This is a genomic window from Delftia sp., from assembly GCF_059499305.1.
Window position 1 is genome coordinate 26,347 of the sequence record NZ_JCABYI010000038.1, and the last position, 11,953, is coordinate 38,299.

At 68.2% G+C, this 11,953-nt stretch carries 11 protein-coding genes; 4 read left to right on the forward strand and 7 right to left on the reverse strand.

Translation table 11 applies throughout. The features are described from left to right. Positions 1 to 216 carry a helix-turn-helix domain-containing protein gene (locus AC5I49_RS26915; protein WP_013801570.1) on the forward strand — a complete coding sequence of 72 codons (216 nt, stop codon included), beginning with the start codon at positions 1 to 3 and terminating at the stop codon, positions 214 to 216. Further along, positions 213 to 824, forward strand: coding sequence for a hypothetical protein (locus tag AC5I49_RS26920; protein WP_495790146.1), 612 nt, complete (start codon positions 213 to 215; stop codon positions 822 to 824). The genes AC5I49_RS26915 and AC5I49_RS26920 overlap by 4 nt, the downstream gene beginning before the upstream one ends. 37 nt (positions 825 to 861) lie before the next feature. Here AC5I49_RS26920 and AC5I49_RS26925 read toward each other — a convergent pair whose 3' ends face one another. The 3 genes from AC5I49_RS26925 to AC5I49_RS26935 form a co-directional block, all read right to left on the reverse strand. Beyond that, complete coding sequence (locus AC5I49_RS26925; protein WP_034347720.1) at positions 862 to 1,923, reverse strand: aldo/keto reductase; 1,062 nt, start codon at positions 1,921 to 1,923, stop codon at positions 862 to 864. A 104-nt stretch (positions 1,924 to 2,027) separates the two neighbouring features. Next, complete coding sequence (hppD, locus tag AC5I49_RS26930; protein WP_016451413.1) at positions 2,028 to 3,122, reverse strand: 4-hydroxyphenylpyruvate dioxygenase; 1,095 nt, start codon at positions 3,120 to 3,122, stop codon at positions 2,028 to 2,030. 21 nt (positions 3,123 to 3,143) lie between these two features. Continuing rightward, positions 3,144 to 4,568 carry an amino acid permease gene (locus tag AC5I49_RS26935; RefSeq protein WP_151019897.1) on the reverse strand — a complete coding sequence of 475 codons (1,425 nt, stop codon included), beginning with the start codon at positions 4,566 to 4,568 and terminating at the stop codon, positions 3,144 to 3,146. A 320-nt stretch (positions 4,569 to 4,888) separates the two neighbouring features. Between AC5I49_RS26935 and AC5I49_RS26940 the strand changes: the two genes are divergently transcribed. Then, positions 4,889 to 5,536 (forward strand): TetR/AcrR family transcriptional regulator, encoded by a 648-nt coding sequence (locus tag AC5I49_RS26940; protein ID WP_047218409.1) that lies wholly within the window; start codon positions 4,889 to 4,891, stop codon positions 5,534 to 5,536. On the opposite strand, the gene AC5I49_RS26945 is transcribed toward AC5I49_RS26940, so the two are convergent. The 4 genes from AC5I49_RS26945 to AC5I49_RS26960 form a co-directional block, all read right to left on the reverse strand. Further along, entirely contained in the window at positions 5,509 to 6,420 is a 912-nt protein-coding gene (locus tag AC5I49_RS26945) for a LysR family transcriptional regulator (RefSeq protein ID WP_016451411.1), read from the reverse strand. The genes AC5I49_RS26940 and AC5I49_RS26945 overlap by 28 nt on opposite strands. Positions 6,421 to 6,503: 83 nt before the next feature. Next, on the reverse strand, positions 6,504 to 7,595 hold the full coding sequence (locus tag AC5I49_RS26950) for an ABC transporter ATP-binding protein (protein WP_016449231.1): 1,092 nt from the start codon (positions 7,593 to 7,595) through the stop codon (positions 6,504 to 6,506). A gap of 6 nt (positions 7,596 to 7,601) precedes the next feature. Next, complete coding sequence (locus AC5I49_RS26955; protein WP_123690991.1) at positions 7,602 to 9,341, reverse strand: ABC transporter permease; 1,740 nt, start codon at positions 9,339 to 9,341, stop codon at positions 7,602 to 7,604. A 77-nt stretch (positions 9,342 to 9,418) separates the two neighbouring features. Further along, positions 9,419 to 10,747 (reverse strand): ABC transporter substrate-binding protein, encoded by a 1,329-nt coding sequence (locus tag AC5I49_RS26960; protein ID WP_013801562.1) that lies wholly within the window; start codon positions 10,745 to 10,747, stop codon positions 9,419 to 9,421. 209 nt (positions 10,748 to 10,956) lie between these two features. On the opposite strand from AC5I49_RS26960, the gene AC5I49_RS26965 reads away from it, so the two are divergent. Continuing rightward, positions 10,957 to 11,934 carry an alpha/beta fold hydrolase gene (locus tag AC5I49_RS26965; RefSeq protein ID WP_126312119.1) on the forward strand — a complete coding sequence of 326 codons (978 nt, stop codon included), beginning with the start codon at positions 10,957 to 10,959 and terminating at the stop codon, positions 11,932 to 11,934. Positions 11,935 to 11,953: the final 19 nt, after the last annotated feature.

Genomic DNA, 11,953 nt, shown 5'->3' on the forward strand with positions numbered 1-11,953 from the left:
ATGCCCATCATCGTCCACCTCGATGTGATGCTGGCGCGCCGCAAGATGCGTTCGCGCGAACTGGCCGAGATGGTCGGCATCACCGAACAGAATATTTCCCTGCTCAAGAGCGGCAAGGTGCGCGGCGTGCGCTTCGACACGCTGGAGCGCATCTGCGAGGCGCTCCAGTGCCAGCCCGGCGACCTGCTGGAATGGGTGGCAGGGCCCGAGGCTTGAGCAGCGGACGGCTGCGACTGATCGCGGGCCTGCTGCTGTCGCTGCTGCTGCATGGGGTGCTGCTGTGGCGGGGTCTGGCCCCGGACATTGCGCGGCCCGGCACCGGGCAGGCCGAGGCGCACCGCCTTCAGGTGGTCTGGGTCGAGGCGCCGACGCCGGCCCCCTCTCCTGCTCCAGCGGCTGCCCGGCCCGGACCGGCGCCCGCGCCCGCGTCCCCGCCTACGCGACGGCCGGACACTGCCGCCGTCGCACCGCCTTCAAGGCAAGGCGCAGGGGCTGCAAAGGCCACGGAGCAGGCCGCGACAGCCGCCGCGCCGCAAGCGCCTGTCCCCGCCGACACCGAGGCCGCTCCGGACGCCGCGCGCAGCGCCAGGGCCATGGGCCGCCTGCTGGACTCGGCCGCAGGCCGCGAGGCCGTGCAGTCGGCGGCCCGGCAGGGCCTGGTCAGGCCCCAGATTCATGCGCAGCGCGAGGACCCGCTGGCCAGCGGCATGCGCGAGGCCGCCCAGGGCGACTGCATGAAGGGCGAGTTCAAGGGCGGCGGCATGGGCCTGCTGAGCCTGCCCATGCTGGCGGCCGCTGCGCTCAAGGGCGAGTGCAGCCGCTGAAGGCGCAGAGCCTAGGCCTATTGCGCAGGGCCGAGGCCTATTGCGCAGGGTCGCGCACTTCCCAGCGGATGGCGTCGATGGCCGACAGCAGTTCGGGCGACAGTTGCGTGCCCCAGGCGTTCAGGTCCTCATCGAGCTGGGCCACCGAGGTCACGCCGATGATGGTGCTGGCCACCTGCCACTTGGTGTAGCAAAACGCCAGCGCCAGCTGCGTGGGCGTCATGCCGTGCTCGCGCGCCAGCGCGTTGTAGCGGCGCGCGGCGGCCAGGGCTTCGGGCCGGCCCCAGCGCTGCTTGCGCACGGACTCGTAGCGCGCAATGCGTGCGGCCTGCGGCGCAGCGGGATCGGTGGGAGCATGCACGTCGAACTTGCCCGTGAGCAGGCCGAAGGCCAGCGGCGAATAGGCCAGCAGCGAGACACCCAGGCGGTGGCAGCTTTCATCCATGCCGTTTTCCCAGCTGCGGTTGAGCAGGCAGTAGGCGTTCTGCACCGAGGCCACGCGCGGCAGGCCGTGCTGCTCGGCCAGGCGCACGAATTCGTGCACGCCCCAGGGGGTTTCGTTGGACAGGCCGATGTGGCGCACCTTGCCTTCCCGGACCAGGCGGCCCAGCGCCTCAAGCTGCTCGTGGATGCCGGTCTGCGAGCTTTCCTTGGCCGGGTCGTAGTACAGCTGGCCGAAGGCCGGCACGTTGCGCTCGGGCCAGTGGATCTGGTAGAGGTCGATCACGTCCGTGCCCAGGCGGCGCAGGCTGCCTTCGCAGGAGGCGGCGATGTCGGCCGCCGTCATGCCCTTGCCCTCGCGCACCCAGGGCATGCCCCGCGAAGGACCGGCCACCTTGGTGGCCAGCACGACCCTGGCGCGCGCGCCAGGGCGCTGGGCGAACCAGCGGCCGATGATGGTTTCGGTGGCGCCGCAGGTTTCGGCGCGTGCGGGCACGGCATACATCTCGGCCGTGTCGAAGAAGTCCACGCCGCGCTCCAGCGCGCGGTCCATGATGGCAAAGGCCTCGGCCTCGCCGACCTGCTCGCCGAACGTCATGGTGCCCAGGCAGATGGGGCTGACTTGCAATGCGCTTTGACCGAGCGCCACCGGTTGCATCGAGGGGGAATTCATGGGCACCGAGTGTAGGGCCGCCCGTGTTTACCCTGACGACAGCGCGCCCACCCGGCCAGGGCCGGGCGGGCGCGTTGCGTCCGTCGGGATCAGGCGCCCTGCGGTGCCTCGGTCTGCAGCACGCCGCGGTTGATCTGGTCGCGCTCCATGGACTCGAACAGGGCCTTGAAATTGCCTTCGCCGAAGCCTTCGCGGTAGTTGCCCTTGCGCTCGATGAACTCGAAGAACACGGGGCCCAGCATGGGCTGGGAGAAGATCTGCAGCAGCAGGCGCGGCTGGCCGCCCTCGGTCGTGCCGTCCAGCAGGATGCCGCGCGCCTGCAGCTCGCCCACGGGCTGGCCGTGGCCGGGCAGGCGGCCTTCCAGGTTCTGGTAGTAGATGTCGTTGGGCGCGGTCAGCAGCGGAATGCCGGCCATCTGCAGCTGGTCGATGGAGTCCAGCAGGTTGTCCGTCAGCAGCGCGATGTGCTGGATGCCCTCGCCGTTGAACTGCATGAGGAATTCCTCGATCTGGCCGCCGCCCTGGCGCGATTCCTCGTTCAGCGGAATGCGGATCAGGCCGTCGGGCGCCGTCATGGCCTTGGAGGCCAGGCCGGTGTACTCGCCCGAGATGTCGAAGTAGCGGATCTCGCGGAAATTGAACAGCTTGCTGTAGAAGTCCGCCCAGTAGGTCATGCGGCCGCGGTAGACGTTGTGCGTCAGGTGGTCCACCACCTGGAAGCCGTGGCCCTTGGGGTTGCGGTCCACGCCGGGCAGGAACTCGAAGTCGATGTCGTAGATGGACTTGCCTTCGTCGAAGCGGTCGATCAGGTACAGCGGCGCGCCGCCGATGCCCTTGATGGCCGGCAGGCGCAATTCCATGGGGCCGGTGGGAATTTCCACGGGCTGCGCGCCCAGCTCCAGCGCGCGCTTGTAGGCCTGGTGCGCATCCTTGACGCGGAAGGCCAGGCCGCAGGCCGAGGCGCCGTGCTCGGCAGCGAAATAGGCGGCCTGCCCCGGCTCATTGTTGATGATGAAGTTGATGCCTCCCTGGCGGTACAGCAGCACGTTCTTGGAACGGTGCCTGGCCACCAGCGTGAAGCCCAGCTTCTCGAACAGCGGCTCCAGCACGCCGGGCGTGGGCGATGCGAATTCCACGAATTCGAAGCCCATCAGGCCCATCGGGTTGTCGAACAGGTCTGCCATGGTTGGTTCTCCTTGAAGGTTTCAACGGGGGATGTGCGCGGGTTCCAGTACGGATTCCAGCACAGGCGTGGGACGTTGGCGGAACACGAGGCGATAGGCCCCGTAGACCACCAGGACCCAGATCGGAATGGCCAGCGCGGAGGACCGCACCGACGGTGTCAGCAGCATCACGCCCACCACCAGGGCCATGGCGGCCAGGCAGATGGCATTGGTCAGCGGCGCGGCCGGTGCGGGAAAGCCCAGCACGGTCCCGCGTGCCGCATGGGCCCGGCGAAAGCGCCAGTGCGCCACGATGATGATGGTCCAGGTAATCACCAGCGCCGCCACGATCAGCGACATCAGCAACTCCAGCACGCCGGCCGGCGCCACATAGTTCAGCACGATGGCCAGCGCCGTGAAGATGGCCGGATAGACGATGGCCCGCACCGGCACGCCGCGGCGGTTGACCTGCATCAGCGAGCGCGGCGCATTGCCTTCGTTGGCCATGCCGTACAGCAGGCGGCTGTTGCTGTAGACCATGCTGTTGTAGACCGACAGCGTGGCCGTGAGGATCACGAAGTTCAGCAGGTGGGCGGCCACGTTCTCGCCCAGGCCCGAGAACACCAGCACGAAGGGACTGCTGCTGTAGGTGTCGCCGCCGGCCTTGAGCTGGCCCAGCAGGTCGGTCCAGGGCATCAGCGACATCAGCACGGCCATGGAGCCGATGTAGAACACCAGCACGCGGTAGATGAGCTGGTTCACGGCCTTGGGGATGACGGTGCGCGGCTGGTCGGTCTCGGCCGCCGCGAAGCCCAGCATCTCCACGCCGCCGAAGGCGAACATGATGAAGGCGAAGGCCATCACCAGGCCTGAGAAGCCGTTGGGGAAGAAGCCGCCGTGCGTCCACAGGTTGCGCACGGTCTGCTCGGGCCGGTCGGCGCTGAACAGCAAATACAGGCCTGCGCCGATCATGGCCATCACGGCCACGATCTTGATCAGCGCGAACCAGAACTCGAACTCGCCATAGGCCTTGACGTTGATGAAGTTCACGCCGTTGATCAGCACGAAGAACACCGCCGCCGTCACCCAGGTGGGTATGCCGGGCCACCAGAACTGGATGAACTTGCCTGCGGCCGTCAGCTCCAGCATGCCCACGAGCACATACAGCGCCACACAGTTCCAGCCCGCCAGAAAGCCCGCGAAGCGGCCCAGGTAGCGGTTGGCGAAATAGCTGAACGAGCCCGCGTTGGGCTCCTCGACCAGCATCTCGCCCAGGAAACGCATGATGAAAAAGATGATCAGCCCGCCAATGGCGTAGCCGAGCAGCACGGACGGGCCGGCCAGCTCGATGATGCCGGCCGAGCCCAGGAACAGGCCCGTGCCGATGGTGCCGCCCAGCGCGATGAGCTGGATATGGCGGTTCTTGAGCCTGCGCTCCAGATGGCCCTGCGAAGAAGAACTGTGCATCAAGGGGGTGCTCCGGCTCTCAGCAAGGCGCGCGGCGGCGCAGGGGTTGGAACACTTCGGTGGTCTTCACGGCAATGTCTCCTCGTGGGGTGCCTGTTGGAATGCGGGGCCTTGTGCGCCCCTTGTTGATGGGTATCAACTATAAAAAACAATAAATTATTATTTCTTGTAATTTATCCCTATGGACAAGCCCAAAAAGAAGGAGTAGCAAAGGCCATCGACGCATTGCCGCCCGCCATGCCGCACTCCGGCAACGGTTGAACGCCCGCAACAAACAAAAACAATCTACTATTATTTTTTTGCCCTCTGGAGCCCAGAACATGACGACGTCCGCCACGCAGCGGCGCGCACGCACGCCGCAGACCGAGCGTGTGGAGACAACGCAACGCAAGATCATCGACTCCGCCCTGGCGCTGCTGCGCGAGGGCGGCTTCAAGAGCGCCACGCTGCAGGCCATCGCGCGCGGCGCCGATGTGTCGCTGGGCGCGCTGCAGCACCACTTCGAGAGCCGCGATGCGCTGATGGAGCGGCTGGTCATCGAGGTCATGGAGCCGCTGAGCGACCAGGGCACGGTCTGGCCCGACAAGGCCCTGCCCCTGCGCGAGCGTGCACAGACCTTCGTCACCCTGGCCTGGGACAACATCTTCGGCGCGGCCAACTACCAGGCGGCCTGGAGCATGTTCTTCGGCTGCAAGGCCTCCCCCTCGCTGTTCGACCGCGTGGACGCGCGCCGGGTACATGTGGACAGCGTGTTCTACACCCGCTTCCTGGACGTCTTCCCCGAGATCGCGGCCCACCATCCCCGCCCCCAGGGCTTTGCGGCCATGGCCTTCGCCATCCTGCGCGGCACCGGCGTGCTGGAGCTGTTCGAGGTGGGCGAGCAGGAACGCCAGGGCAGCCTCGATGCGCTGGTCGAGGCCATCGTCCAGGCAGGGACCCCTCAGGCCGGCGGCGGCGCCGCCGCCTGAACCTCGGTCAGCCCCCAGACCCTGCGCAGCTGCGACAGCGTGGCCACCAGGGCCGGGTCGTGCTCGGCCTCGCGCGGATGGATGAAGCCCAGCTGCGCCGACACGCGCGCATGCGGCCAGATGGCCACGCAGCCATGCTCGGCCGCGGCCAGGGCGCGGTCCTCGCGCAGCAGCGCCAGGCCCAGGCCGGCGCGCACCAGGCTCTCGGGCGCGGCGGCGGCATCGCTTTCCACGATCTGATTGGGGCTCAGCCCCTGGCGGGCGAACAGCGCCAGCAGCAGGGCCTGCTCATGGTGCTGCGCTGGCGCGCCGATCCAGGGCAGTTGCGCCAGGTCCTTCCAGCCCGATTGCAGGACGCGTTCGCGCAGCGCGGGCGGCGCCGCCACGCGGTAGTGCAGTGTCTGCAGCACCAGCGCGCCCAGGTCGCGCGGCATATGGGCGCCGATATAGAACGCGCCCTGCAGGCCGCCGGCCGCGACCTGCGCGCGCAGCTCCTCGGCCCAGCCCTGGCGTGTCTTGATGTCCAGCAGCGGCAGCGCCTCCACCAGGCCATGCAGCAGCGAGCCCAGGCGCAGCGCCTCGGGGTCGGCCACCGTGCCCAGCAGCAGCTGGCCGGTGACCTCGCCCTGCAGCTCGCGGGCCTGGCCCTGCAGGCGTCCTGCCGCATCCAGCACCTGCCGGGCGGGCTCCATCAGGGCCTCGCCGGCCCGCGTGAGGCTGATGCGGCCCGGGCGCCGGTCGAACAGCGCCACGCCCAGCTCTTCCTCCAGCGCCTTGATCTGGGCCGTGATGGCGGGCTGCGTCAGGTGCAGGGCCTCGGCCGTGCGCGTGACGCTGCCCAGTGTGGCCGCCGTGACGTAGGCGCGCAGCTGATACATCTCCATGGGCGGCCAGCCTAGCGCAGGCGCCAGGGCCTGCGGCCCGGGCAGGCCCGGGTTTCAGGGAACATCCCTAGCCGTCTCATCGTTCACTCATCGAGGTAGCGCAGCTGCGTGGGCTCGATGCCCAGGCGCACCGGCATGCCCATGGGGAACATGGCAATGCCTGCGTAGTGCGCCTGGTCGGCGACCACGGCCACCTCGCCCACGCGCACGCGGTAGCGCGAGAACTCGCCCAGGAATTCGGCGCTCTCGATCTGTCCTTCCACCCACACACGCGAGGCATCGCCCGCATCGTCGCGCACCGCAATCTGCACCTGGTGCGGCCGGAAGGCCAGCGCAGCGCGCCCCGGCACGGGCGGCTGGGCCGGGCGCGGCAGGGTCAGCGTGCCCAGGCCCGGCACCTTGAAGACCAGCGACTCGCCTGTCGTTGGCAGCACCTCGCCCTCCAGCACATTGGCCGTGCCGACAAAGCCCGCCACGAAGCGGTTGGCCGGATAGTCGTACAGTCCCGCCGCCGAGCCCACCTGCTGCAGCACGCCCTTGTCGAGCACGGCCATGCGGTCGGCCGTGGTCATGGCCTCCTCCTGGTCGTGGGTGACGAAGATGGTGGTCAGGCCCAGCTTGCGCTGCAGGCTGCGCAGTTCCTCGCGCATCTGCACGCGCAGCTGCTTGTCGAGGTTGGACAGCGGCTCGTCCAGCAGCAGCAGCTTGGGCGCGATCACCACGGTGCGCGCCAGCGCCACGCGCTGCTGCTGCCCGCCCGACAGCTGGCCCGGGCGGCGCTGCGCGTACTGCGACAGGCCCACCAGCTCCAGCACCTCGCCCACCTTGCGGCGGATGGTGTCGCGGCTTTCGCGGCGCTCGACCAGGCCGAAGGCCACGTTGTCGTACACCGTCATGTGCGGCCACAGCGCGTAGTTCTGGAACACCATGCCGATGTTGCGCGCATGCGGCGGCACGCCCGTGATGTCCTGCCCGCCCACCAGCAGCTCGCCGCGCTGGTGCCGGTTGAAGCCCGCGATCAGCCGCAGCAGCGTGGACTTGCCCGAGCCCGAAGGCCCCAGCAGCGCGAAGAACTCGCCGGGCTCGATCTTGAGGTTGACGTCGCGCAGCACTTCGTTGCTGCCGTAGCTCAGGCTGATGTGCCTGCATTCGAGGGAGACAGGGTCCAGGTGCATGGCGGTTCACTCCGAAGTCGATTGCACGGTGGCGCGCGAGCGCTCCACGAAGCGGTGCGAGAAATACGTGCCCAGGCCGACCACGACCACGGCCAGCACGCCCAATGCCGCACCGGGTCCGCGCCCCGAGATGCTTTGCATGTACAGGTAGATGCCGTAGCTCATGGGCGCCTGGCTCTGGGCCGAGGCCAGCATGATGGTGGCCGACAGCTCCACCGCCGCCGTGATGAAGCTGGTGACGAAGCCGGCCAGGATGCCGCCGGCCATCAGCGGCACCATCACGCGCCGTATCACGCTGGTGCGGCCCGCGCCCAGGCTTTGCGCGGCCTCCTCCAGCGAGATGTGCACCTGCTGCAGCGCCGCCATGCACGAGCGCAGCGCATACGGCAGCCGCCGCACCGCATAGGCCAGCATGATCAGCACCCAGGTGGTGACGATGGGCGTATCGGTGAAGGGCAGGTTCACGCCCTTGAACAGCCGCAGGTAGCCGATGGCCAGCACCAGCCCCGGAATCGCCAGCGCCACCGAGGCCAGGTAGTCCAGCCACTGCCGGGCAGGCAGCCGGGTGCGCAGGATCAGGTAGGCGATGGCCGTGCCGATCACCACGTCGATGCCCGCCGCCATCAGGCAGTACAGCAGCGTGTTGCCGATCATGTAGCCCGAGTCGGTGAACACCGTGGCGTAGTGCTCCAGCGTATAGCTGTCGGGCAGCACCGAAAAGCTCCAGACCTTGGAGAACGACATCAGCAAGATGCCGATGTGCGGCGCCAGCACCACCAGCAGCACCAGGGCGATCCAGCCATAAGCCAGCAGCGCCTCCCAGGCCGACAGCCGGCGCTTTTGCAGCGCGCTGCCGCCCTTTTGCAGCGTGGCGTAGTCCTTGCCCTTCATCACCCGCGCAGCCAGCCACAGGGCGACGATGGAGAACGCGATCATGATCACGCTGATCACATAGCCCAGCGGATCATCGAGCCCCACCGAGGTGATGCGCAGATAGGCCTGGGGCGCCAGCATATTGGTCACGCCCATCACCAGCGGCGTGCCCAGGTCGTCGAACACCTTGACGAACACCAGGGCCGCGCCCGCCAGGTAGCCGGGCATGGCCAGCGGAAAGATCACGCGCCGGAACAGCCGGAATCCACGCGAGCCCAGGTTCAGCGCCGACTCCTCCATGGCCCCGTCGATATTGCGCATGGCCGCCACGAGGTTGAGCAGGATGAACGGGAAGTAGTGGATGCTCTCCACGAAGATCACGCCCGTCAGCCCCTCCATGATGGGCACGGTGAAGCCGAACCAGTCGTCCAGCAGCAGGTTGACCGAGCCGCTGCGCCCGAAGATCAGCTGCAGCGCCACCGCCCCCACGAAGGGCGGCATGATCAGCGGCAGCACGCCCAGCGTCTGTATCAGCAGCGCGCCCCGGAACTCGAAGCGCACGGTCAGGTAGGCCAGCGGCACGGCGATCAGGCTGGCGAAGAACACGCTGGCCAGGGACACGCCCAGGCTGTTGAAGAACGACTCGCGGAAGACGGTCTGGCCGAAGAAATTGCCGAAGTGCCCCAGCGTGAGCCCGCCGCCTTCATTGACGAAGGCGGTGTAGACCACCATGCCCACGGGCACGATGAGAAAGGCCAGCAAAAAGGCCAGGATCAGCGCGAAGGCCAGCCACGGCCCCCAGCCCGACGGAATGCGCCGTGCGCGCGCAGCAAGGGGGGCGACGACGGGCGCCGCCATGGAATCGATGCTCATGCGAATGCTCCGCAGCGAAAGAGACTGTCAAGGGGAGTGCATGCAGGCGCCCGGTGCCGGGCCCCTGCGCCCGCCACTTACCGGGCCAGGCCGCGCGCCTCGGCGGCCAGCTTGCCTGCGCGCTCGTAGTTGGCACGCGCCTTGTCGGCCCACATCTGCTCCAGGCCCGTCAGCTCCTTGGACACGGCCACGTCGCGCCGGCTCTTGCGGAACAGCTCCAGGAACTGCTCGTCCTTCACATTGGCTTCGCCCACCAGCGGCGAGTAGGCGATGTCGCGCGCCTGCGCCAGCAGCTCCTGCCCCTTGGCATTGGGCTTGGCCTGCAGGGCCTTGTGCGCCTCCTGGATGGCGCGCGTGGCCGCCTGCAGCTCCTTGAGGCGGAAGGTCACCATCTGGTCGAACAGGCTGATCACCACGGCATAGCGCGACTCGGACAGGTTGGCATCGAACTGCACCTTGGCGCGCTGCGCCACCTCCTGCGGCACGGGGTAGCCGGCCGGCGCCTTGAGCTGGCTGTAGGGCAGGATGGGCAGGCGGCTGATCTTGGGGTCGAACAGCAGCTGCTGGCCCGGCACCGACATGGTGAAGGCCATGAACTTGCGCGCCTCGTCGGCATTCTTGGCGCCCGCGATCAGCGCGATGTTGGCCGGCACCACAGCCGTCATCGCCGGGTAGGCGAAGTCCACCGGGAAGCCCGAGTACTTGCCCGCCAGCCCGAAGAAATCGATCACGATGCCTATGCCGTACTGGCCGTTGTTCACGCCATCGGGCACGGCAAAGCTGCGGTCGGTCACGGCGGCGGCGTTGCCCATCATGGACAGCAGCTGGCGCCAGCCCTTGTCCCAGCCCTCGCCCTGCAGGATGGTCTCCACCGTCAACTGCGTGGTGCCCGAACGCGAGGGCGAGGAGATGGCGATGTGGCCGAAGTACTCGGGCCGCGTCAGATCGCTCCACTCCTTGGGCGCCGCCAGCTTGTGCGCCTTCAGGTAGCGCGTGTTCCACATGATTCCGTAGCCTGCCAGCGCCTGGCCGTAGTACAGGCCCTGCGGGTCGTTGAGCGGGTAGTTGCCGATCTTGGCGGGCGCGGCCGGATTGCGCGTCTCGGGCGCGGCGGTCAACAGCTTGTTGCGCGCCAGCACCTCGAAGGCATCAGGGGCGCTGGCCCACATGATGTCGGGCCGCTGGCCCTCGGGCAGCTCGCGCACATAGGCCACGGCGGCCGTGGTGTTCTTGTTCAGGATCTCGATCTTGATCCCCGGATTGGCCGCCTCGAAGGCCTTCTGGTAGGCCGTGGTCAGCTCCTTGGGAAACGACGTCAGCACCGTCACCGTGCCGGCCTGGGCCGCCATGGCGGCGCCCCACAATCCTGCGGCCATGGCGGCCGTCAGCCATCTGCGTTGCTGCATTGCTGTCTCCTTCGGGTTGTTGTGCGGTCGATCTGCAACCCACTGTAGGCAGCGCCGGCCCGGCCGGCCAATCATTGTTTCTGATGCCGTGCATCAGCGGCGGCGGCGCTCGGGTTACTACCTGCGGGTCTGCCGCCACAGGGAAATCCCGCGCCACCGCTGTCCCGCCCCTGACTGCTGCACAGCAGCAAACCGGAATAATCGGCGGGATGCTGCAAGCCCCCTCTTCCCTCCCCGCCACGGCCGCTGAAGAAGCGCCCATCTACGCTCCCACACGCCCCTGGCGCTCGCGCATGGTGCCGGTGCGCACCATGGAGTACCACGTGCGCGAGTGGGGACCTGTGGATGGCGATCCCGGGCTGGCGCCGCTGGTGCTGGTGCACGGCTGGATGGATGTGGCGGCCTCCTACCAGTTCGTGGTCGATGCCTTTGGCGAGGCCTTCATGGCGGGGCGCCGCATCATCGCGCCGGACTGGCGCGGCTTCGGCCTGAGCCGGCCGGCCTGGCCTGCCGACCGGCATGACTTTGCCGACTACCTGGGCGACCTGGACCATCTGCTGGACACCCTGGCGGGCGATACGCCCGTGGACCTGGTGGGCCACAGCATGGGCGGCAACGTGTCCATGATGTATGCGGGCGCGCGGCCTGCGCGCATACGCCGGCTGGTCAACCTCGAAGGCTTCGGCATGCCGGCCACCCGGCCAGACCAGGCGCCTGCGCGCTATGCGCAGTGGATGGACGAGCTGCGCCAGCTGCGCAGCGGCGGCATGGAACTCAAGAGCTATGACAGCGTGCAGGACGTGGCGCGCCGGCTGATGAAGACCAACCGCCGCCTGCCCGAGGACAAGGCGCTGTGGCTGGCCCACCACTGGGCGGCGCCCAATGCGCAGGGCCGCTGGGAAATCCTGGGCGACACGGCGCACAAGCTCATCAGCGCGCAGCTGTTCCGCGTGGAAGAAATCCTGGCCCTGTACCGTGCCATCACCGCGCCCGTTCTGGCCATCGAAGCCAGCGACGACAGCCTGGGCATGTGGTGGAAGGACCGCTACACGCTGGCCGAGTACCACGAGCGCATCGGGCAGATTGCCGACTGCCGCACGGCCGTGGTCCAGGACGCCGGCCACATGCTGCACCACGACCAGCCGGCGGCCGTGGCCGGGCTGATCGAGCAATTCCTCGGCACCTGAGGCCTGCGCGCGCCGCTGC

What these genes read in the sequence shown, in the direction of transcription:
- AC5I49_RS26935 (WP_151019897.1), bottom strand. Translation starts at nt 4,568, where the DNA reads ATGCACAGTTCTTCTTCGCAGGGCCATCTGGAGCGCAGGCTCAAGAAC.
- AC5I49_RS26965 (WP_126312119.1), top strand. Translation starts at nt 10,957, where the DNA reads ATGCTGCAAGCCCCCTCTTCCCTCCCCGCCACGGCCGCTGAAGAAGCG.
- AC5I49_RS26925 (WP_034347720.1), bottom strand. Translation starts at nt 1,923, where the DNA reads ATGCAACCGGTGGCGCTCGGTCAAAGCGCATTGCAAGTCAGCCCCATC.
- AC5I49_RS26940 (WP_047218409.1), top strand. Translation starts at nt 4,889, where the DNA reads ATGACGACGTCCGCCACGCAGCGGCGCGCACGCACGCCGCAGACCGAG.
- AC5I49_RS26960 (WP_013801562.1), bottom strand. Translation starts at nt 10,747, where the DNA reads ATGCAGCAACGCAGATGGCTGACGGCCGCCATGGCCGCAGGATTGTGG.
- AC5I49_RS26915 (WP_013801570.1), top strand. Translation starts at nt 1, where the DNA reads ATGCCCATCATCGTCCACCTCGATGTGATGCTGGCGCGCCGCAAGATG.
- hppD (WP_016451413.1), bottom strand. Translation starts at nt 3,122, where the DNA reads ATGGCAGACCTGTTCGACAACCCGATGGGCCTGATGGGCTTCGAATTC.
- AC5I49_RS26950 (WP_016449231.1), bottom strand. Translation starts at nt 7,595, where the DNA reads ATGCACCTGGACCCTGTCTCCCTCGAATGCAGGCACATCAGCCTGAGC.
- AC5I49_RS26945 (WP_016451411.1), bottom strand. Translation starts at nt 6,420, where the DNA reads ATGGAGATGTATCAGCTGCGCGCCTACGTCACGGCGGCCACACTGGGC.
- AC5I49_RS26955 (WP_123690991.1), bottom strand. Translation starts at nt 9,341, where the DNA reads ATGAGCATCGATTCCATGGCGGCGCCCGTCGTCGCCCCCCTTGCTGCG.